The sequence below is a fragment of the Lacticaseibacillus suibinensis genome, from assembly GCF_003946175.1.
GTDB lineage: Bacteria > Bacillota > Bacilli > Lactobacillales > Lactobacillaceae > Lacticaseibacillus > Lacticaseibacillus suibinensis.
Window position 1 is genome coordinate 34,432 of the sequence record NZ_RHOK01000018.1, and the last position, 20,560, is coordinate 54,991.

Below are 20,560 nucleotides of genomic sequence, written 5' to 3' on the forward strand. Positions count from 1 at the left end.
CTTTATCCCTCCTTTGTTTCTTTCTCAGCGACCGTCACGGTGATGTGTGAGGTGCGCTTGTTGATTGGTGATGCAGAACCCTTAGCACGCGGACGGAACCGCTTCAAGGTTGGGCCTTCGTTAACGAACGCTTCCTTGACGTAAAGGTTTTGGGCATCTAAGTCAAAGTTATGTTCTGCGTTTGCAATAGCAGACTTCAGAACTTTTTCAATGATTGGAGAACCCGCGCGTGGCGTGAAGTCCAAGATTGCTAATGCTTCTGCGACTTCGCGGCCGCGGATCAAGTCGATTACCAGACGCGCTTTGCGAGCAGTAATCCGAACTGTTTTTGCCGTCGCTGTTGCAGACGTAATTTCTTCAGCCATGAATTATATGCTCCTTTCTTAGCGTGCTGCTGACTTTTTGTCGTCCTTGGCGTGACCCCGGAAGGTCCGTGTCGGAACGAATTCACCAAGCTTGTGGCCGACCATATCTTCAGAAATGAAAACTGGGACATGCTTGCGGCCATCGTATACGGCGATGGTGTAACCAATGAAACTAGGGAAAATGGTAGAACGACGAGACCATGTCTTGATGACGGTCTTCTTTTCGCTGTCAGCCTGAGCATCGATTTTCTTCATCAGATGAGCATCGGCGAAAGGTCCTTTTTTAAGACTGCGACCCATTGTGTGACCTCCTTTATACGGTGTAATTCAATGGTGAGTTTACTTGTTCTTACGGTGACGGACGATGAACTTCTCGGACTTAGCCTTGTGATCACGCGTCTTCTTACCCAAGGTCTTCTTACCCCATGGTGAAAGAGGTGATGGACGACCGATTGGGGCTTTACCTTCACCACCACCATGCGGGTGATCGTTAGGGTTCATGACTGACCCACGGACGGTTGAACGGAAGCCCAACCAGCGCTTGCGGCCAGCCTTACCAATGCTGATCAGTTCGTGTTGTTCATTGCCGACGGCACCAATCGTGGCGCGGTTAACCGAAAGGATCATGCGCACTTCACCGGAAGCCAGACGGACGGTAACGTATTTGCCATCGTCGTTTTTACCCAGCAGCTGAGCAGAAGCACCGGCAGAGCGAGCCAGCTGGCCGCCTTTACCAGGCTTGAGTTCGATGTTGTGGATGGTGGTCCCATCAGGAATGTTCTTCAGTGGCATTGCATTGCCGGGCTTGATGTCGACACTATCGCCAGAAACGATCTTGTCGCCAACGTTCAGACCCTTAGGTGCCAAGATGTAACTCTTAACCCCATCTTCATAGTGAAGCAGTGCAATGTTAGCCGTGCGGTTAGGATCGTATTCGATGGCCTTAACCGTTGCGACCACGTCGTCTTTTTGACGCTTGAAGTCGATGGTGCGGTAGAACTGCTTGTGGCCACCGCCGCGGTGACGCACAGTGATGTGACCTTGTGCATTACGGCCAGCAGTGTGGCTTTGACTTTCAAGGAGCGTCTTTTCCGGCTTGGTCTTGGTGATTTCAGCGAAATCCGAACCAGACATGTTCCGCCGGCCGTTTGACGTTGGTTTGTATTTAATAATGCCCACGCTTGTTTCCTCCTATCTGAAAATTTTGAAGCTAGTCTTCAAAAATCTTGATTTCGTTTGAATCGGCGGTCAAAGTAACGATGGCCTTCCGGCGCTTGCGGGTGTAGCCCACGTAGTTACCTTGGCGCTTCTTTTTGCCGCGAACGTTGGCAATGTTGACCTTAGCGACCTTCACGTCGAAGATTTCCTCAACGGCGCGACGGACAGCGGTCTTTTCGGCATCACGAGCAACTTCGAAGGTGTACTTCTTGTTGTCCATGTCAGCCATTGATTGCTCGGTCACGATCGGGCGTAAAATGATGTCGCGTGCTGCTGCCATTATGCGAGCACCTCCTCAATCTTTTGAAGCGCAGATTGGGTCAAGATCAGTTTGTTGTAGTTCACAACATCCAATACGTTGATGCCATCTGCGACGATCGTCTTGACATTCGGCAGGTTGCGGGCAGCCAAAGCTGCGTTGTCATTGCCGTCTTCAAGGACGATCAAGGCCTTTTCTTCAATCTTCAAGGAAGCCAGCGCAGCTGCAAAGTCCTTGGTCTTAGGTTGGTCAAAGCTCAAAGCGTCGACCACAACTAATTCCTTGTCCAGCACTTTTTGAGAAAGCGCTGATTTGATTGCTAAGCGGCTAACCTTCTTGTTGATCCGGTAGCTGTAGGAACGAGGTGTTGGGCCAAAGACCACACCACCGCCGCGCCATTGTGGGCTACGGATGGAGCCTTGGCGGGCACGACCAGTACCCTTTTGGCGCCATGGCTTCTTACCGCCGCCAGAAACGGCGGAACGGTTCTTAACGGCGTGAGTACCTTGACGAAGGGAAGCGCGTTGCATCAGCACTGCGTCAAACACGGCGTTATCGTTGGGTTCGATTGCCCAGATTGCATCGTTCAGATCAACGGTGCCATTTTCTGTGCCATCTTGCTTGAATAAAGTAACGTTTGCCATTAGTTAATGTCCTCCCTTCGTGTTATTTAGCCGCTGACTTAACAGCGGAACGAATTGTAACGAATGACTTGTTGGCCCCTGGGACATTGCCCTTGATCAAGATCACATTGTGGTCCAAATCGGTGGAAACAACCGTCAAGTTTTGCATTGTGCGCGTATGGTTACCCATCCGCCCAGGCAATTTCTTACCCTTGAAGACTTTGTTGATGATTGCCCCAAGAGAACCAGGACGACGGTGGTAACGAGAACCGTGAGCCATAGGGCCACGGGACTGCCCGTCCTTCTTGATGTTACCTTGGTAACCATGCCCTTTGGAAGTACCGGTGACGTCCACGATGTCGCCAGCTGCAAATTCGTCAGCAGAAACAGTCTTGCCAACTTCATAGTCACTAAGCGCTACATCACGGATTTCCTTAATGAAGCGCTTAGGGGTCGTGTCCGCCTTCTTGGCGTGACCGACGCTTGGCTTGTTGCTAAGTACTTCACGCTTGTCGCCGTAGCCCAGTTGAACTGCTTCGTAACCGTCTGATTCAACGGTCTTAACTTGCAGGACAACGTTAGGGGTGACGTCGATCACGGTAACTGGGACCAGTTCGCCGTTTTCGGTGAAGACCTGCGTCATGCCAATTTTCTTACCTAAGATTCCTTTACGTGCCATGGGTACACCTCCAATTTCCTATAGATTATAATTTGATTTCAATGTCGACGCCGCTCGGCAAGTCGAGCTTCATCAAGGCATCAACAGTTTTTGGTGTCGGGTTAACGATATCGATCAGGCGCTTGTGTGTGCGCATTTCGAACTGTTCCCGAGAATCCTTGTACTTATGCGGGGAACGCAGCACCGTGTAGATGGTCCGTTCCGTTGGCAGAGGGATCGGGCCAGAAATTGCAGCACCTGTGCGCTTTGCAGTTTCAACGATCTTATCTGCTGATTGATCTAGAATCCGGTGTTCGTAAGCCTTAAGCCGGATCCGAATCTTTTGTTTTGCCATTGTGTAACCTCCTTCGTCCATTATCAGTTAGTAGACTAGCTCCGTGAAAATTCCCGTCGCGCCCCCGTGGCAAAGCGGCCGGGCGTGTCGCAACCTCTCACATCCACGCTACCCTAGCTCAGCTTGAGCCAGAAGTGCATAGTAACCCCTTCGGTTTACACAGCACTCTTGATAGTATACAAAAAAGCGCGGTTTAACACAAGACTTTTCGCCGGCTTTTTCAAAAAAGCTGGCGCGGCAAAGATTGCTATAGCGGCTTTTGCTCGCTCACCCCCGCACATTCACCCGCCGTGTTTTCATGGCAGGTGAACTGTCTTGACACCTAACAAGGAACCTTCTACAGTTAACCTAAATCCCTAAGGAGGTCCCTCATGCCAAAAGCCCTTTTGATTATCGACTACACCAATGACTTCGTCGCGGCCACTGGTGCCTTAACCGCTGGCAAACCCGCCCAACTGATTGAACCGCGCATCGTGGCGCTGGCCGACCAGTTCGCTGAGGCCGGCGACTTTGTCTATCTGCCCACCGATGTGCACACCCCAGGTGACCCGTATCACCCCGAAACCAAGCTCTACCCGCCGCATAACGTGCGCGGCACCTGGGGCCGGGCACTTTACGGGGCGTTGGGCCCTTGGTATGCGGCCCACCAGGCCGATGCGAATGTGACCTTGTTCGATAAAACGCGGTATTCGAGCTTCGCTGGGACGCCGCTGGATCTGTGGCTACGCGAGCGCCAAGTCGATGAGCTTCATCTCGTCGGGGTCTGCACCGATATCTGTGTACTGCACACCGCGGTCGCCGCGTATAACCTCAATTATCCCCTCACCATCCACCAAGACGCCGTGGCCACCTTCACGCCAGGCGGCCAGGATTGGGCGCTCAATCATTTCAAAACCGTTCTCAATGCCACGTTAGCCTAGTGGCATCCCCACCGACGCAAAAGTGGGTCTGATCAAAATGACTGATCAGGCCCACTTTTTTGACTCCACCCACCAAAAAAGCCACGCTCCAAGCGTGGCTTCAGGCAGCGAATTAAGCTTCGCCACCGTTTTTCTTGATGATCTCGGCTTGGATGGACTTCGGCACTGCAGTGTAGTGATCGAAGGTCATCGTGAAGGTCCCACGGCCCTGGGTCGCGGAACGCAAGGTCGTCGCATAACCGAACATTTCGGCCAGCGGTACCTTAGCATTGACCAGCTGCGCATTACCGCGCTGCTCCATGCCTTCAACGTTCCCACGACGAGAGTTGATTTGACCCATAACATCGCCAAGGTATTCTTCTGGGGCAACCACTTCAACGTGCATGATTGGTTCGAGGATCACCGCACCGGCGTCCTTAACCGCATTGCGCAACGCCAGGGAAGCCGCAACCTTAAAGGCCGCTTCAGAAGAATCGACTTCGTGGTAAGAACCATCGTAAAGCTTGGCTTTCACGTCGATCAATGGGTAGCCCGCAAGCACACCATTGGCCATCGCTTCTTTCAGGCCTTGTTCTACGGCTGGGATGTATTCACGTGGCACGACCCCACCGACAATGGCATCTTCGAATTCGAAGCCCTTGCCTTCTTCGTTCGGGGTAAATTCAACCCAAACGTCACCATATTGACCTTTACCACCTGACTGGCGAACAAAGCGCCCTTCAGCAGAAGCGGTCTTGGTGAAGGTTTCACGGTAGGCAACTTGAGGTTCACCAATCTTAGCGGCAACCTTAAATTCACGCTTCATCCGGTCAACCATGATATCCAAGTGCAATTCGCCCATGCCGGCGATCAAAGTTTCGCCAGTTTCAGGGTTGGTTTCAGCTTGGAAGGTTGGATCTTCTTCAGACAGCTTCTGCAAAGCAATATCCAGCTTGTCCTGGTCTTCCTTGGAGTCTGGCTCGATGGAAACCTGGATAACCGGTTCTGGCACTTCAAGGGATTCAAGAATCAGGGGGTGGTTAACGGCCGTGAGGGAATCCCCGGTCGTGGTGTTCTTGAGCCCGATCGCCGCAGCGATATCACCAGAAAAGACTTCTGGGATTTCTTCACGGTGATTGGAGTGCATTTGCAGCAGCCGGCCGACGCGTTCACGGTTGTCCTTGGAAGCGTTCAAGACGTATGAACCGGCTTCCAAAGTCCCACTGTAAACCCGGATGTAAGTCAAACGACCAACGAAGGGATCGGTAGCAATCTTGAAGGCCAACGCAGCGAAGTCCTGATCATCGCCGGCGCGCAGTTCAACCGCTTCGCCAGTTTCTGGATCTTGGGCGTTGTATGGTTTAACGTCCAGTGGTGATGGCAAGTAGTCAACCACCGCATCCAGCAGCATCTGAACCCCTTTGTTCTTGAACGCAGAACCAGCCAGCACTGGGAAGAATTCAAGGGCGATGGTCGCCTTACGGATGGCCGCCTTGATTTCATCGTTGCTGATTTCTTCGCCTTCAAGGTACTTGTCCATGATGCCATCATCGACGTCAGCGACAGCTTCGATCAAGTCGGCACGGGCAGCTTCAGCTTCTTCCTTGTAGTCGTCGGGAATGTCAACGACATCCCACTTCGTCCCCAAGTCATCTTCGTCGTACAAGTCGGCCTTCATTTCGATCAGGTCGATAATGCCTTCGAAGTTGTCTTCAGCGCCGATTGGCAGCTGAACCGCATGGGCGTTAGCACCCAAACGATCATGCAGGGTCTTCACGGAGTACTTGAAGTCGGCCCCGATTTTATCCATTTTGTTAACAAAAACGATCCGCGGCACGCTGTAAGTGGATGCCTGACGCCAAACGTTTTCAGTCTGAGGTTCAACCCCGGACTGAGCATCTAAGACGGTGATGGCACCGTCAAGGACACGCAAGGAACGTTCAACTTCCATAGTGAAGTCCACGTGCCCTGGGGTATCGATGATGTTGATCCGGTTGTCCTTCCAAAAGGCAGTCGTCGCAGCGGACGTGATGGTAATCCCACGTTCTTGTTCCTGCGCCATCCAGTCCATTTGGGAAGCCCCATCATGGGTTTCGCCGATCTTGTGGATTTTACCGGTGTAGTAAAGAATCCGCTCAGTCGTCGTGGTCTTACCAGCATCGATGTGGGCCATGATCCCGATGTTGCGGGTCCGGTCCAGCGGAAATTCACGCTTGTTGGCCATGTGAAAAAATAACTCCTCTCATTGTTGATCGATTATCTAAAAGTTTTAGGTAAAACAATTGGCTACTATATGCCAAGTGACGGATATAATAGCCAACCTTCTTACCAACGATAGTGTGCGAACGCACGGTTGGCATCTGCCATCTTGTGCGTATCTTCGCGCTTCTTCACAGCTGCACCAGTGTTGTTGGCAGCATCCATGATTTCACGAGCCAAGCGATCGTCCATCTTGTGTTCACCGCGTTGACGGGAATACTGAACAATCCAACGAAGGCCCAACGTCGTCCGCCGGTCTGGCCGGACTTCGATTGGCACTTGGTAGTTCGACCCACCGATCCGACGAGCCTTAACTTCGAGGACAGGCATAACGTTCTTCATGGCCTGTTCGAAGACTTCCAAAGGTTCGTTGCCGGTTTCCTTCTTGATGATGTCGAATGCATCATACAAAATGGTTTGAGCCTTACCGCGCTTACCATCAACCATCAGGTGGTTGATCAAGCGGGTAACCAGCTTAGAGTTGTAAACTGGATCAGGTAAAACATCGCGTTTTGAAACATTGCCTTTACGTGGCATGCTGATTGCCTCCTTATTCCTAAATACCGCACAAAGCGGGGATTATCTGACTACTTCTTAGGACGCTTTGTACCGTACTTGGAGCGGCTTTGCATCCGGCCGTCAACACCGGCGGTATCGAGGGTCCCACGGATGATGTGATAACGCACACCAGGTAAGTCCTTAACACGGCCCCCACGGATCAGAACAACCGAGTGTTCCTGCAAGTTGTGGCCGATCCCAGGGATATAAGCGGTAACTTCAATCAGGTTCGACAAGCGAACACGAGCGTACTTACGCAAAGCGGAGTTAGGCTTCTTTGGGGTCATGGTGCCGACACGAGTGGCAACCCCACGCTTTTGAGGAGCGGGATTGTTCGTCAGTGACTTCTTCTTACTGTTGTAACCGAAGTTCAAAGCAGGTGAGTCGGACTTCGTTACATTACTTTTACGACCTTGGCGTACCAATTGGTTAATGGTTGGCATTCTAAGGTTCCTCCTTCCTGATACTTGGGTAATTCATCTTCTAAGTCCACACATCCAGGCGGTTCTTTTTTGCGAATAAAAAATGGCCGGCCCGGCGGCGAAATGGTATTTCACCAGTTCGACGTCCGGGCAAACCCGAATTAACTGGAAAAAACAACCTTAAACAGTGTACTATCCGCTGCCCGCCTCTGTCAAGCGTCTTTCCGGCGTTTGCACCAGTATTTTCACGCCTTGGCGAAATCTGGTGATAGAGGTGATGGCATGTGGTTCATTCTATCATAGTAGCAAGCGCCGTGCTGGGCCTAATCAGCTTGCGGCCGACGCGCTGGCAATTCCTGTATCAACTGGGCTTAGTCACGCTCGCGGTACTCTTCGCCCGCTCACAGTTGCTAGCACTGGCAGGACTGGGGTATTTTGCCTTGAGTGACTGGCAAAGTCAAACCGTCCCGGCGCTTGGGTTTGACGGCTGGTGTTTGCTTGTTGCTTTAACCACCCCGGCGCATTGGTTGGTGGGGCTTTGCTGGCTGGTCGCTTTGTCTGGATTGAGCATTGTCACCCAGGGGCTAGGCAGCGCCGATGTCCTTGCCATTAGTGTGCTGACTTTGGGCATGTCGGCGCTGGCAAGTTTGGTGTTCGTACTGCTGGCCTGCGTGATCGGATTGGGACAAGGCCGGCTGCGGCCTGGGCCCATCCCCTTTTTGGTGGATCTGCAGCTGGCGTATTTGCTGATGATGATTGCGAGTTGATGCACGCTGCTTTGGCTAGGTGCGGCTACCGCCACAGCCTGTGTCGCTGCGCTGCGGTTGGCCAACGCCCAAAGCCTGTTGTAGTTGCGCTGCGGTTGGCCAACGCCCGAGCGATTAGCTACGCGTTGAGCCTCATCGGCAAAATACGCCGATAAGACTCAGCGCTAGGCTAATCGTCGGGCTAAGTGCGGCCATCCTCCGCTGCCTGAACCCAAAAAAGCCGGCTGGGCAAATGCCCAGCCGGCTCCTTTTCGTGCTTAGTCTTGCTTTGGTTCTGCGTTAGCGGCGTCTTCTTCCTTCATCTTCTTTTCAAGATCAGAGATGGAGTAGACGCTGTCGGAAACTGTGCCGACCGTCTTTGGTTCCATGTGACGGTAGGTGGCCATCCCGGTCCCAGCAGGAATGATCTTCCCGATGATGACATTTTCCTTCAAGCCGACCAGCGGATCGTTCTTCCCGCGGATGGAAGCATCCGTGAGGACCCGAGTGGTTTCCTGGAAGGAAGCGGCCGACAAGAAACTGTTGGTTTCCAGCGATGCCTTGGTGATCCCCAGCAGCACTGGGCGACCAGTAGCAGGAATCCCACCGGCAATCAAGGTCTGCTGGTTGCGATCCTTGAAGTCCGCAATGTCCAGCAAGGTCCCTGGCAGAATGTCGGTGTCGCCTGGATCCATGACGCGGATCTTGCGCAGCATCTGCCTGACCATCACTTCGATATGCTTATCGCCAATTTCAACCCCCTGCATCCGGTAAACTTTCTGGACTTCCGCCAGCAGATAGTTTTCGGTGGTCAAGACATCTTGCACCTTGATCAACTGCTTAGGATCAATCGAGCCGCCGGTCAAACGGCCGCCACGATCAACATGGTCGCCTTCAGCAACAGCAACAGAGGAAGCGTATGGCACGCTGTAAGTCCGCGTATCGGTTTGGCCTTCAACCGTGATTTCACGGCTGTGTTCAGCTGGATTTTCATCGATGGCTGAAATCGTCCCGTCAACTTCACTGATCACCGCCAGCCCTTTAGGATTACGGGCTTCAAAGATTTCCTGAACACGAGGCAACCCTTGCGTGATATCTTCGCCGCCGGCAACACCGCCGGTATGGAAGTTACGCATGGTCAGCTGCGTACCAGGTTCGCCGATTGACTGCGCCGCCACGGTCCCAACGGCTTCGCCGACTTCAACCTGTTCGCCAGTCGCCAAATTACGGCCGTAGCACTTTTGGCAAACCCCATGACGGGTATTGCAGGTGAAGATGGAGCGGATGGTGACGGTTTGGACGCCAGCATCAACGACGGCTTGCGCCTTATCTTCGTCGATCATTTCGTTCTTCTTGACGATGACTTCACCGGTTTCAGGGTTAACGACTGACTTTTGCGCGTAACGGCCAACTAAGCGGTCGTACAGCGGTTCGATCATTTCGTTTCCTTCGCGAATGGCAGAAACGACCAAGCCGCGATCGGTGCCACAGTCTTCTTCGCGGACAATGACGTCTTGCGCCACATCCACCAGCCGCCGAGTCAGGTAACCTGAATCGGCCGTCTTCAGGGCGGTATCAGTCATCCCTTTACGGGCCCCGTGAGTGGACATGAACATTTCCATAACGGACAAGCCTTCACGGAAGTTCGACAGCACTGGCACTTCCATCATCCCACCGTTTGGCGCCGCCATCAGGCCACGCATCCCGGCAAGCTGAGTAAAGTTTGAGATGTTACCACGCGCCCCGGAATCACTCATCATGGAGATTGGGTTATTCGGGTCAAAAGCGTCGATCAGCTTTTGCTGAATTTCGTCTTTGGCGTCGTTCCAAATGGAGATGACCCGATCATGGCGTTCCTGGTCGGTAATCAACCCCCGGCGGAACTGCTTGGAAACAGTGGCAACCTTCTTGTGGGCCGCATCAACGATGGCTGGCTTTTCGGCCAGTTCAGGCACGTCGGCCACCCCGACGGTGATCCCAGAGTTCGTGGCCTGGGTGTAACCCAAGGTCTTCATGTCATCCAGCAGATCAGAGGTCCGCTGCACTTTGTACGTTTTGAAGACTTCAGCAATGATGTCAGACAAGAAGCCCTTCTTGAACGGTTCGTTAATTGGGGCATCTTGCAGGTAAGCATGAATATCCTCACCTGGCTTCAAGAAGAAGCGGTCTGGCACGCCATTGACGATGTTGTCTTGCGTCGCCACATTCAGATATGGGAAGTCTGCCGGCATGATCTGGTTGAAGATCACACGGCCAACTGTGGTGACCATGATCTGGTGACGCTGGTCATCGGTGAATGGCTTTTCTGGCAAGGAAGCCACCGCCAAGCCGATGCGGCTGTGCAAGTGGACATAGCCATTTTGCAGCGCCATCAGCACTTCGTTAGCATCCTTGAAAATCATGCCTTCGCCTTCGCGGCCTTTTTGTTCCATCGTCAGGTAGTAGTTACCCAAAACGATATCCTGAGAAGGCGTTACGATTGGCTTACCATCACGAGGCGCCAAGATGTGGTGCGCCGCCAGCATCAGCAGGCGCGCTTCGGCTTGGGCTTCGTCGGACAGTGGCACGTGAATCGCCATCTGGTCCCCGTCAAAGTCAGCGTTGTAGGCTTCACAAACCAGCGGGTGCAGGCGGATGGACTTACCATCAACCAACACCGGTTCGAAGGCCTGAATCCCTAAGCGGTGAAGCGTAGGGGCACGGTTCAGCAGCACTGGCCGTTCCTTGATGACATCTTCGAGTACATCCCAGATGTCTTCATCTTCGCGGTCAATCTTGCGGCGGGCGTTCTTGATGTTGCTAGCCAGCCCGCGCGCCACCAATTCATGCATGACAAATGGCTTGAACAATTCCAAAGCCATTGGCCGTGGCAAGCCACATTGATAGAACTTCAACGTCGGCATAACGTCGATAACGGAACGACCGGAATAGTCAACCCGCTTACCGAGCAAGTTCTGACGGAACCGGCCCTGCTTCCCTTTGAGCATGTGGCTCAAAGACTTCAGTGGGCGATTGCCTGGCCCGGTGACCGGCCGGCCGCGGCGGCCGTTGTCGATCAAGGCGTCAACGGCTTCCTGCAGCATCCGCTTTTCGTTTTGCACAATGATGCTTGGCGCATTCAGGTCAAGCAGCCGCTTCAACCGGTTGTTACGGTTGATGACCCGGCGGTACAAATCGTTCAGGTCAGAAGTGGCAAACCGGCCGCCTTCAAGCTGAACCATTGGCCGCAGATCCGGTGGGATAACGGGAATGGTATCCATAACCATCCAAGCCGGGTCGTTGCCAGAAACCAAGAAGGCATCCAAGATATCCAACCGGCGAATGGCACGCGTGCGCTTTTGACCTTGCGCAGACTTCAAGTCTTCCTTCAGCTCAGCGACTTCTTTGGCGAGGTCGACTTGCTGCAGCAATTCCTTAACCGCTTCGGCCCCCATTTTGGCATTGAAGCCTTGGCCGTATTCGTCCCGCTTTTCACGGTATTCGCGTTCAGTCAGCAGTTGCTTCTTCTCCAAGGCGGTGTCGCCTGGGTCGATCACAACGTACGAAGCGAAGTAGATCACTTCTTCGAGGGCGCGTGGTGACATGTCCAAAACCAGACCCATCCGGCTTGGAATGCCCTTGAAGTACCAGATATGAGAAACTGGTGCTGCCAATTCGATGTGGCCCATGCGTTCACGGCGGACCTTGGACCGGGTGACTTCAACGCCGCACCGGTCGCAAACGATGCCTTTATAGCGGATCCGTTTGTACTTCCCGCAGGCACATTCCCAGTCCTTGGTTGGCCCGAAGATGCGTTCGTCAAACAGCCCATCTCGCTCTGGCTTCAGCGTCCGGTAGTTGATCGTTTCGGGCTTTTTAACTTCCCCGTAGGACCAGCTGCGAATTTTGTCAGGCGAGGCCAGGCCGATTTGCATGCTTTCAAATTTATTGACATCAATCAAAGGGCTAACCTCCTATTTGTTAGTATCGTCGGTCGAGTTAGCGTTCGTGGCAGCGGTGGCTGCTTCTTGCGCCTTCTTTTCTTCTTGCTGCTGGGCAAATTTCGCCAAGGCATCAACGGAAACAACGTCATCGTCGTCATCGTCCATGTCGCGCAGTTCGATTTCGTTCTTGTCTTGGTCGAGCACTTTCATGTCCAGACCCAAAGCTTGCAGTTCCTTGACCAACACGCGGAATGATTCTGGCACGCCTGGTTGTGGAATCTGTTCGCCTTTGACAATGGCTTCGTAGGTCTTGACCCGGCCCACCACGTCATCAGACTTGTAGGTTAAGATTTCTTGCAAAGTGTAAGCCGCCCCATATGCTTCAAGGGCCCAAACTTCCATTTCCCCGAACCGCTGGCCACCAAACTGGGCTTTACCACCCAGTGGCTGCTGCGTAACCAAGGAGTATGGTCCAATAGAACGAGCATGGATCTTATCATCAACCATGTGGGCCAGCTTCAGGTAATACATAACGCCGACGGAAACACGGTTTTCGAATGGTTCCCCGGTGCGACCATCATAAAGCACAGACTTGCCATCGCTGGCCATGCCGGCTTCCTTAATTGTGGCCCAGAGGTCGTCATCATTGGCCCCGTCAAAGACTGGGGTGGCAATGTGAATCCCCAGTTTGCGGGCCGCCATCCCCAAGTGCAATTCCAGCACCTGACCGATGTTCATACGTGATGGCACACCCATCGGTGACAGCAAAATGTCAACTGGCGTCCCATCAGGCAGGAATGGCATGTCTTCTTCAGGCACAACCACTGAAACGGTCCCTTTGTTCCCGTGACGACCAGACATCTTATCACCGACCTGAATCTTACGCTTCTGGGTGATGTAGACCCGGACCATCATGTTAACGCCTGGGGACAATTCGTCGCCGGCTTCACGCGTGAAGATCTTGACGTCTTGAATGATCCCGCCGCCGCCATGAGGAACCCGCAGTGAGGTGTCACGCACTTCACGCGCCTTTTCCCCGAAAATGGCATGCAGCAAACGCTCTTCAGCGGACAGCTCGGTGACCCCTTTAGGCGTCACCTTGCCGACCAGGATATCGCCATCGCGGACTTCTGCCCCGATGCGGACAATCCCAAACTCATCCAAATCCTTCAACGCGTCTTCGCCGACGTTCGGGATTTCGCGGGTGATTTCTTCCGGTCCGAGTTTGGTGTCACGCGCTTCGGATTCGTATTCTTCAATATGAATCGAGGTGTAGGCATCATCACGCACCAGTTTTTCAGACAGCACGATCGCGTCTTCGTAGTTGTACATGTTCCAAGTCATGAAGGCGATGACTGGGTTTTGTCCCAGAGCCAGTTCGCCGTTTTCCATGGCTGGGCCATCGGCAATGATTTCGTCTTCATCGACTTTATCGCCGATGCGGACAATTGGCCGCTGGTTGTAGTTCTTACCAGCATTGGACCGGCGGAACTTCATCAGGGAATACTTGTCCACGGCGCCATCGTCGCGGCGAATGCGAATCGTCTTCGCATCCACGTAATCAACGGTCCCAGCATGTTCAGCCAAAACAGCGATCCCGGAGTCATGCGCGGCCTTGTATTCCATCCCGGTCCCAATCAATGGGGCATGCGGGTTGATCAAAGGCACGGCCTGACGCTGCATGTTCGCACCCATGAGGGCCCGGTTGGAGTCATCGTTTTCCAAGAACGGAATGCAAGCCGTTGCGACCGCAACTACCTGCTTAGGCGAAACGTCCATGTAGTCGATGTGTTCTGGCGTGGTTTCGATGTTGACATCCTTCGCCCGGGCCAAAATGGCTTCTTCAGCAAAAGAGCCATCATCGTTCAGCTTGGCGTTGGCCTGCGCAACAACATAGTTATCTTCTTCATCGGCGGTCAAATAGTCGATCTTGTTGGTCACCTTGTGGTCGGTCCAAGAGACACGGCGATATGGGGTTTCGATGAAACCATAAGGATTCACCACCGCGTAGGAAGCCAGACTGTTGATCAGCCCGATGTTCGGGCCTTCTGGGGTTTCAATGGGACACATCCGGCCGTAATGCGTGTAGTGCACGTCACGCACTTCATAACCGGCGCGGTCACGCGTCAAACCACCAGGCCCAAGGGCAGACAGACGCCGCTTATGGGTCAATTCGCCCAGCGGGTTAGTCTGATCCATGAACTGTGACAGCTGAGAACTGCCGAAGAATTCCTTAATGGAAGCCACTACCGGGCGAATGTTAATCAACTGCTGCGGGGTGATGGTGGCCGTATCTTGAATCGACATCCGTTCGCGGACCACCCGTTCCATCCGGGACAAGCCGATGCGGAACTGGTTTTGCAGCAATTCACCGACGGAACGAATCCGGCGGTTGCCCAAGTGGTCGATATCATCGGTTGCGCCCAGGCCTTCTTGCAAGTTCAAGAAGTAGTTCATGGAGGCAATGATGTCGGCTGGGGTCAAATGCTTGGTCTTCTTGTCAATGTGGCCATTGCCAATCAACTTGATTTCCTTTTCTGGGTTGACCTGGGAGTACACCTTGATCACTTGCACAGTCATCGGGTTGGTCACAACGCCTTGGTCAGAAGGCTGGAAGGTAACGGTCTTGAAATCGTCGCGGTCCAAAAAGCCGCCCAGCGTTTCCATGATGTGCCGGTCAATTTTGGTGCCTTTTTGGACGATGACCTCGCCGGTATCAGGGTCAGCCAGCGTTTCCGCCAGGGTCTGGCCCAGCAGGCGTGTCTTCAGGCTCAGCTTCTTGTTGACCTTGTAGCGGCCAACATTGGCCATGTCATAGCGCTTTGGATCGAAGAACCGCGCGTACAGCAAGGAACGCGACGAATCAGCGGTCTTCGGTTCGCCAGGACGTAGCCGTTCGTAAATGTCCTTCAAGGATTCATCGGTGCGCGAGTCATCGGTGTTCTTGTGGACGTCTTTTTCCAGCGTCAACATCAAGGAATCGTTGTCGCCAAAAATGTCGAGGATGTCTTGGTCAGCGCCAAAGCCCAGAGCGCGCACCAGTTCGGTCATTGGAATCTTCCGGGTGCGGTCGATGCGGACATACGCCAAGTCCTTGGCGTCGGTTTCGTATTCCAGCCAAGCGCCGCGGTTAGGAATCACCGTGGTGCCATAGGTCACACGGGAGTTCTTATCGGTTTCACTGTTGTAGTAAACCCCAGGCGAGCGCACCAGTTGGGAAACGATAACCCGTTCGGCCCCGTTGATGATAAAGGTCCCTTGCTTGGTCATCAGTGGGAAGTCACCAAAGAAGACGTCTTGCGACTTGATTTCACCAGTTTCGTGGTTGGTCAAACGCAGCGTCACATGCAGCGGTGCGGAATAGTTGGCGTCATGCTGGCGCGCTTCCTCCACTGTGTACTTTGGTTCCAGCAGCTGATAATCAACGTATTCCAGAGACAGTTTCCCTTGGAAGTCTTCGATTGGCATAATGTCATCGAACATTTCCTTGAGCCCTTCGTCTAAGAACCATTGATAGGAATTGGTCTGAATCTCGATCAAGTTAGGCAGATCGAGTACTTCTTTAATGCGGGAATAGGAACGGCGAGTGCGATGCTTACCGTAATTCACTAAATGTCCTGCGTGTCCTGCCAAATTGTTCACCCCTCATTGGATTTTTCGGCCATCTTGATTGTAAAAAAAACGTAACGACGGTTAAATTAAAATTACAATCGGTGGTTGACGAACATTTTGAGCAAAAAAAAACGAAAAGTAGAAAGTCAAAATCCCTCTGCTACTTTTGCGTTTTTTTATGCGTTGCAACGGACAATAGATCGCCGCAACTGATGTCCTAACCGAAATGCAATTGCACTAACTATACTGCCGTTTAATTTAAATGTCAAGCGCTGCTAGGCGTGCACCGGTGCCTCTGGTTGGGTCGCCTTCTTCACATGGAACGTCAGCTTGCCTTTAGTGGCCCCGATGGTAATGGTGTCGCCGGCGCCGGCTTGGCCGGTCAGCAGTAGTTCACTGAGCTGATCCTCGACGTCCCGCTGCAAAGCCCGGCGAATTGGCCGCGCGCCGTATTCTGGGTCAAACCCAGCTTTCGCCACCGCGTTGATGCCAGCTGGGGTAATTTTGACAGTGACGTCTTGATCACTCAGGCGGTGCAGCACTTGCTTCGCCATGATCTTCACGATTTCGTGCAGTTCTGGCGCCGTTAAGCTGTGGAAGACCACGGTTTCGTCGATCCGGTTCAAGAACTCTGGCCGGAACGCCCGCTTGAGTTCTTCCAGCATCCGACTTTGCATCGAAGCGAAGTCCTGGCTAGCGGCTTGGGCGCCGAATCCGACACTCTTGTCATCGCGCAGCGCGGTGGCACCGATGTTCGAAGTCATGATCAAAATCGTGTTCCGGAAATCGACCCGCCGACCTTTGGAGTCGGTCAGGAAGCCATCATCCAGCACCTGAAGCAAAATGTTGAAGACATCTGGGTGCGCCTTTTCGACTTCATCCAGCAACACCACAGAGTACGGCTTGTTGCGAACCTTTTCTGTCAGCTGACCGCCTTCATCATAGCCCACATAACCTGGAGCAGCCCCAATCAGGCGGCTGGTGCTGTATTTCTCCATGTACTCCGACATGTCAACGCGGATCATCGCATCTTCGGACCCGAACATAGCCTCCGCTAAGGCCTTCGCCAGCTCGGTTTTCCCGACCCCAGTAGGGCCAAGGAACATGAAGGAGCCGATTGGTCGCGTGGGATCTTTCAACCCGCTACGAGCCCGGCGAATAGCGCGGGACACCGCGGAAACCGCCTCTTCTTGGCCCACGACCCGTTCATGCAGAACCTTTTCGAGGTTAACCAGCCGTTCGCTTTCCTTCTTTTGCAGCTGGGTGACCGGCACCCCAGTCCACTGCGAAACCACTGCCGCCACGTCTTCCGGTGTCACTTTGACATCAGTGCGGACGCCATTTTCGTTCACGGGTTCTGGAGACGCTTCAAGCTTAGCCCGGAGCTTTTGTTCCTTTTCACGAATAGTTGCGGCGGCTTCGAAGTCCTGATGCATGATGGCATCATCTTTCGCCTGCACGGTTTCCCGCAACTGCTTTTGCAGCTTGTCGGCTTTGGTTGGCTTATCGGATTCATCCAGCCGCACCTTGGCCGCACTTTCGTCAATCAGGTCAATCGCCTTATCTGGCAAGAACCGGCTCGAAATATACCGGGAGGACAAGGTGACGGCTTCATGCAGCGCCTCATCGGTAATCGTCACACCATGATGGGCTTCATACCGCGGCCGCAAGCCACGCAGAATTTCTTCGGCCTCGGCCTGACTCGGCTCGTTGATTTGAATGGTGGCAAAGCGGCGTTCCAAAGCGGCATCCTTTTCGATGTACTTTTGGTATTCATCCAGAGTCGTGGCCCCAATCAGCTGCAACTCGCCACGGGCCAAGGCCGGCTTCAAGATGTTGCTGGCATCAATGGCGCCTTCTGCCCCACCAGCGCCGATTAAGGTGTGCAATTCATCGATAAAGAGGATGACATTGCCATCGGCGTAAATTTCATCAATCACTTTTTTCAGGCGGTCTTCGAATTCACCACGGTATTTCGTACCCGCCACCAAGGAGCCCATATCCAAAGCCATGAGCCGCTTGTTTTGCATGTCGGCCGGGACTTGACCGGCGACGATTTTTTCGGCGAAACCTTCGGCAATGGCGGTTTTACCCACCCCAGGTTCCCCAATTAAAACTGGGTTGTTCTTGGTGCGCCGGGCCAAAATCTGGATCAACCGGCGCACTTCCTTGTCGCGGCCGACGACGGGATCCATTTTGTTTTCCCGGGCCAGCTGCGTCAAATCCCGGGCCAGATTGTCCAGCGTCGGCGTGCCTTGGCTGGCCGGCTTGGCCTGCCGCTGGGCGCCGCTACGATGCTTAGCTGCTGATTCGGTGATGCCCATTTTCTTAAGCACCAACTGCCGCACCTTGGCCAAACTCAGCTCTAGGTTTTGCAAAATGCGGGCCGCCAAAATGTCGTCTTCGCGAAGCAGCCCCAGCAAAATGTGTTCGGTGCCAATTTTCAGCGCGCCAAGCCGCTTGGCCTCGTCACCAGCAAAGCTCAAAATCTCTTTGCCTTTTGGTGAGTATGGCAAATAACTATCGGCCGCCTGCCCCGCATCAACGGTGCCATAACCGGTAAAACGTTCGATTTCGTCATGAATGTCTTCTTCAGTAATGCCCAATTGCCGCAGCGTCTTACCGGCGATGCCTTCTTGCTCAATCACCAGCGCCATCAGCAAGTGTTCTGTGCCCACAGCATGGTGATGGAAGTACTTCGCCTGCTCCTGCGCGATCAGTAACACGTTTTTTGCACTTGGGGTAAATAGGTTGTCCATAAGCACACTCCTTTGGCGGCCATTTGGCCAAAATGGGAAATCCCATCTAAGTTCTATCTTTCATACCGCAAACTGGCAAGAAAAGCAAGCAGCAATCGTGACCGCAGTTCGTCTTCGGCTTGGCGATCGCCCTGCTGCAAGGTGTGATGGCTCAGCACCGTCAGCATCATATTGCCTTCTTGGCGGTCGATCACATCAGCATCATACAGCTGCTGGATCAACACCTGCGCATCCCGCTCGCGGATGGCTGGTGGCATATTGGCCACCATCATCGTCAGCAAGTCCTGGTCATCGCGCAAGTGCACTTTCAAAATGCGGATGTAGCCGCCGCCGCCGCGCTTGCTTTCCACGACATAACCGCGTTGCGGGGTAAATCGCGTTTTGATCACATAATTGATCTGTGATGGCACGCAGTTGAACTGCTGAGCAATTTCCGCGCGACTGATTTCCACCTGGCGCGTTGACCCCAGCATGGTCTTCAAATAATGCTCGATCACGTCAGAAATATTCTGACCTTGCATTCGCCTCACCCCTTTGACTTTGACTAATCTTGACTTTTATTATACTGAATATCACCAGAATTACCAGCAGCCTAGCCAAGAGACGTTTTTCACATACCGTGATACGCGAATGAGAATAAAAAAAACTGACGTCAATGACGTCAGTTCTACGATCGGGAAAACAAGATTCGAACTTGCGACCCCTACGTCCCGAACGTAGTGCTCTACCAAGCTGAGCTACTTCCCGATGAAGCGGAAGACGGGATTCGAACCCGCGACCTCCACCATGGCAAGGTGGCGTTCTACCACTGAACTACTTCCGCATAGTTCTCTCCGGTGACCCGGAATGCACCCAGTAGGAGTCGAACCTACAACCTTCTGATTCGTAGTCAGACACTCTATCCAATTGCGCTATGGGTGCAAAATAATCATGCCGAGAGTCGGGTTCGAACCGACACGGTAATCACTTACCGCAGGATTTTAAGTCCTGTGCGTCTACCAGTTTCGCCATCCCGGCGGCTCGCAAAAGCGGAAGACGGGATTCGAACCCGCGACCTCCACCATGGCAAGGTGGCGTTCTACCACTGAACTACTTCCGCATGAAACTGATATTACTGCCGACTAGAGGGTTCGAACCTCCGACCCCCTGTTTACAAGACAGGTGCTCTGCCAGCTGAGCTAAGTCGGCGTGATGCGGGTGAAGGGACTCGAACCCCCACGGTATAAACCACTAGAACCTAAATCTAGCGCGTCTGCCAGTTCCGCCACACCCGCAGATCGAGAAACTAATGGAAAAAAGGAAAAAATGAGCCGTGACAGGCTCGAACTGTCGACCCTCTGATTAAAAGTCAGATGCTCTACCGACTGAGCTAACGGCTCAATGGAGGATACAGGGCTCGAACCTGTGACCCTCTGCTTGTAAGGCAGACGCTCTCCCAACTGAGCTAATCCTCCATGAAAAAGCGCGGCAGCTTCCTACCCTCGCAGGCAGTCACCCACCAACTACTCTCGGCGTAGAGAAGCTTAACTTCTGTGTTCGGCATGGGAACAGGTGTATCCTTCTCGCTATCGCCACCGCACTTCATATTCAATTACGTTGAGGGCTTTGCTTATGATGCCTTGAACGACGTATTTGTCGCTAGTCGTGCAATCTTGAGCACCGGATGCGTGTCTAGCTACGCTTTGGTCTTCACCGGCGTCGCCGGCAAAGCCCCAAGCTAGGCTAGCCATCATCCTCAGTGCGCTCAAGCTTGCGCTGTATTGGTCAAGTCCTCGACCGATTAGTACTGGTCCGCTCCATGCATCGCTGCACTTCCACTTCCAGCCTATCTACCTGATCATCTCTCAGGGGTCTTACTTCCATATAGGAATGGGAAATCTCATCTCGAGGGGGGCTTCACACTT

16 protein-coding genes, 9 tRNA genes and 2 rRNA genes are annotated in these 20,560 nt (G+C 53.3%); 2 read left to right on the plus strand and 25 right to left on the minus strand.

Annotation, left to right across the window (positions count from 1 at the left end; all coding sequences use genetic code 11):
* Positions 1-2: 2 nt before the first annotated feature.
* From rplV to rpsJ, 7 genes are read right to left on the minus strand one after another with little or no spacing between them, the layout of a single operon-like run.
* Entirely contained in the window at positions 3-365 is a 363-nt protein-coding gene (rplV, locus tag EKM90_RS09555; protein WP_125582063.1) for a 50S ribosomal protein L22, read from the minus strand.
* Between the two features lie 18 nt (positions 366-383).
* Positions 384-665, minus strand: a complete 282-nt coding sequence (rpsS, locus tag EKM90_RS09560; protein WP_125582065.1) for a 30S ribosomal protein S19 — start codon at positions 663-665, stop codon at positions 384-386.
* Positions 666-704: 39 nt separating this feature from the next.
* The gene (gene rplB / locus EKM90_RS09565) at positions 705-1,544 is read right to left on the minus strand and encodes a 50S ribosomal protein L2 (RefSeq protein WP_125582067.1); all 840 of its coding nucleotides are present in this window, start codon (positions 1,542-1,544) and stop codon (positions 705-707) included.
* 31 nt (positions 1,545-1,575) lie between these two features.
* Entirely contained in the window at positions 1,576-1,863 is a 288-nt protein-coding gene (gene rplW, locus EKM90_RS09570; protein ID WP_125582069.1) for a 50S ribosomal protein L23, read from the minus strand.
* A complete protein-coding gene (gene rplD, locus EKM90_RS09575) occupies positions 1,863-2,486 on the minus strand; it encodes a 50S ribosomal protein L4 (RefSeq protein WP_125582071.1) in 624 nt (207 codons plus the stop codon). The genes rplW and rplD overlap by 1 nt, the downstream gene beginning before the upstream one ends.
* A 22-nt stretch (positions 2,487-2,508) precedes the next feature.
* Positions 2,509-3,144: a 50S ribosomal protein L3 gene (rplC, locus tag EKM90_RS09580; protein WP_125582073.1), complete on the minus strand. Its 636-nt coding sequence runs from the start codon at positions 3,142-3,144 to the stop codon at positions 2,509-2,511.
* A 25-nt stretch (positions 3,145-3,169) separates the two neighbouring features.
* Positions 3,170-3,478 (minus strand): 30S ribosomal protein S10, encoded by a 309-nt coding sequence (gene rpsJ, locus EKM90_RS09585; RefSeq protein ID WP_125582075.1) that lies wholly within the window; start codon positions 3,476-3,478, stop codon positions 3,170-3,172.
* 371 nt (positions 3,479-3,849) lie between these two features.
* Here rpsJ and EKM90_RS09590 point away from each other — a divergent pair, with 371 nt between their 5' ends.
* Positions 3,850-4,398 (plus strand): cysteine hydrolase family protein, encoded by a 549-nt coding sequence (locus EKM90_RS09590; protein WP_125582078.1) that lies wholly within the window; start codon positions 3,850-3,852, stop codon positions 4,396-4,398.
* A gap of 112 nt (positions 4,399-4,510) precedes the next feature.
* Here EKM90_RS09590 and fusA read toward each other — a convergent pair whose 3' ends face one another.
* From fusA to rpsL, 3 genes are all read right to left on the minus strand, one after another.
* Complete coding sequence (gene fusA / locus EKM90_RS09595; RefSeq protein WP_125582079.1) at positions 4,511-6,601, minus strand: elongation factor G; 2,091 nt, start codon at positions 6,599-6,601, stop codon at positions 4,511-4,513.
* Between the two features lie 101 nt (positions 6,602-6,702).
* Complete coding sequence (gene rpsG, locus EKM90_RS09600; protein ID WP_125582081.1) at positions 6,703-7,173, minus strand: 30S ribosomal protein S7; 471 nt, start codon at positions 7,171-7,173, stop codon at positions 6,703-6,705.
* A 50-nt stretch (positions 7,174-7,223) separates the two neighbouring features.
* Positions 7,224-7,637 carry a 30S ribosomal protein S12 gene (gene rpsL / locus EKM90_RS09605; RefSeq protein WP_125582083.1) on the minus strand — a complete coding sequence of 138 codons (414 nt, stop codon included), beginning with the start codon at positions 7,635-7,637 and terminating at the stop codon, positions 7,224-7,226.
* Between the two features lie 263 nt (positions 7,638-7,900).
* Here rpsL and EKM90_RS09610 point away from each other — a divergent pair, with 263 nt between their 5' ends.
* On the plus strand, positions 7,901-8,383 hold the full coding sequence (locus tag EKM90_RS09610; RefSeq protein ID WP_125582086.1) for a hypothetical protein: 483 nt from the start codon (positions 7,901-7,903) through the stop codon (positions 8,381-8,383).
* Positions 8,384-8,640: 257 nt separating this feature from the next.
* Here the strand turns inward: EKM90_RS09610 and rpoC are convergent, their stop codons facing one another.
* The 15 genes from rpoC to EKM90_RS09685 form a co-directional block, all read right to left on the minus strand.
* Positions 8,641-12,303, minus strand: a complete 3,663-nt coding sequence (gene rpoC / locus EKM90_RS09615; RefSeq protein WP_125582088.1) for a DNA-directed RNA polymerase subunit beta' — start codon at positions 12,301-12,303, stop codon at positions 8,641-8,643.
* Between the two features lie 12 nt (positions 12,304-12,315).
* Positions 12,316-15,927 (minus strand): DNA-directed RNA polymerase subunit beta, encoded by a 3,612-nt coding sequence (rpoB, locus tag EKM90_RS09620; protein WP_318530985.1) that lies wholly within the window; start codon positions 15,925-15,927, stop codon positions 12,316-12,318.
* A 245-nt stretch (positions 15,928-16,172) separates the two neighbouring features.
* Positions 16,173-18,656 (minus strand): ATP-dependent Clp protease ATP-binding subunit, encoded by a 2,484-nt coding sequence (locus EKM90_RS09625; protein ID WP_125582092.1) that lies wholly within the window; start codon positions 18,654-18,656, stop codon positions 16,173-16,175.
* Between the two features lie 53 nt (positions 18,657-18,709).
* Positions 18,710-19,177, minus strand: a complete 468-nt coding sequence (locus EKM90_RS09630) for a CtsR family transcriptional regulator (protein ID WP_125582094.1) — start codon at positions 19,175-19,177, stop codon at positions 18,710-18,712.
* A 152-nt stretch (positions 19,178-19,329) separates the two neighbouring features.
* Positions 19,330-19,403, minus strand: a tRNA-Pro gene (locus EKM90_RS09635).
* Between the two features lie 4 nt (positions 19,404-19,407).
* Positions 19,408-19,479, minus strand: a tRNA-Gly gene (locus EKM90_RS09640).
* A 24-nt stretch (positions 19,480-19,503) separates the two neighbouring features.
* Positions 19,504-19,577: transfer RNA gene (locus EKM90_RS09645), tRNA-Arg, on the minus strand.
* Positions 19,578-19,587: 10 nt separating this feature from the next.
* A tRNA-Leu gene (locus EKM90_RS09650) sits at positions 19,588-19,673 on the minus strand.
* Between the two features lie 10 nt (positions 19,674-19,683).
* A tRNA-Gly gene (locus tag EKM90_RS09655) sits at positions 19,684-19,755 on the minus strand.
* Positions 19,756-19,771: 16 nt separating this feature from the next.
* Positions 19,772-19,844 (minus strand) — tRNA-Thr (locus EKM90_RS09660).
* 4 nt (positions 19,845-19,848) lie between these two features.
* Positions 19,849-19,930, minus strand: a tRNA-Leu gene (locus EKM90_RS09665).
* Between the two features lie 32 nt (positions 19,931-19,962).
* Positions 19,963-20,035, minus strand: a tRNA-Lys gene (locus EKM90_RS09670).
* A 2-nt stretch (positions 20,036-20,037) separates the two neighbouring features.
* A tRNA-Val gene (locus tag EKM90_RS09675) sits at positions 20,038-20,110 on the minus strand.
* Between the two features lie 8 nt (positions 20,111-20,118).
* Positions 20,119-20,235 (minus strand): 5S ribosomal RNA (gene rrf / locus EKM90_RS09680).
* A 181-nt stretch (positions 20,236-20,416) separates the two neighbouring features.
* Positions 20,417-20,560: ribosomal RNA gene (locus EKM90_RS09685) — 23S ribosomal RNA — on the minus strand; the annotation flags it as partial.

Bases quoted from the DNA above. Each gene is read 5' to 3' on its own strand.
- rpsL (WP_125582083.1), bottom strand. From the start codon at position 7,637: ATGCCAACCATTAACCAATTGGTACGCCAAGGTCGTAAAAGTAATGTA.
- rpsG (WP_125582081.1), bottom strand. From the start codon at position 7,173: ATGCCACGTAAAGGCAATGTTTCAAAACGCGATGTTTTACCTGATCCA.
- rplW (WP_125582069.1), bottom strand. From the start codon at position 1,863: ATGGCAGCAGCACGCGACATCATTTTACGCCCGATCGTGACCGAGCAA.
- rpsS (WP_125582065.1), bottom strand. From the start codon at position 665: ATGGGTCGCAGTCTTAAAAAAGGACCTTTCGCCGATGCTCATCTGATG.
- fusA (WP_125582079.1), bottom strand. From the start codon at position 6,601: ATGGCCAACAAGCGTGAATTTCCGCTGGACCGGACCCGCAACATCGGG.
- rplV (WP_125582063.1), bottom strand. From the start codon at position 365: ATGGCTGAAGAAATTACGTCTGCAACAGCGACGGCAAAAACAGTTCGG.
- rplD (WP_125582071.1), bottom strand. From the start codon at position 2,486: ATGGCAAACGTTACTTTATTCAAGCAAGATGGCACAGAAAATGGCACC.
- EKM90_RS09625 (WP_125582092.1), bottom strand. From the start codon at position 18,656: ATGGACAACCTATTTACCCCAAGTGCAAAAAACGTGTTACTGATCGCG.
- rplC (WP_125582073.1), bottom strand. From the start codon at position 3,144: ATGGCACGTAAAGGAATCTTAGGTAAGAAAATTGGCATGACGCAGGTC.
- EKM90_RS09590 (WP_125582078.1), top strand. From the start codon at position 3,850: ATGCCAAAAGCCCTTTTGATTATCGACTACACCAATGACTTCGTCGCG.
- EKM90_RS09630 (WP_125582094.1), bottom strand. From the start codon at position 19,177: ATGCAAGGTCAGAATATTTCTGACGTGATCGAGCATTATTTGAAGACC.
- rpsJ (WP_125582075.1), bottom strand. From the start codon at position 3,478: ATGGCAAAACAAAAGATTCGGATCCGGCTTAAGGCTTACGAACACCGG.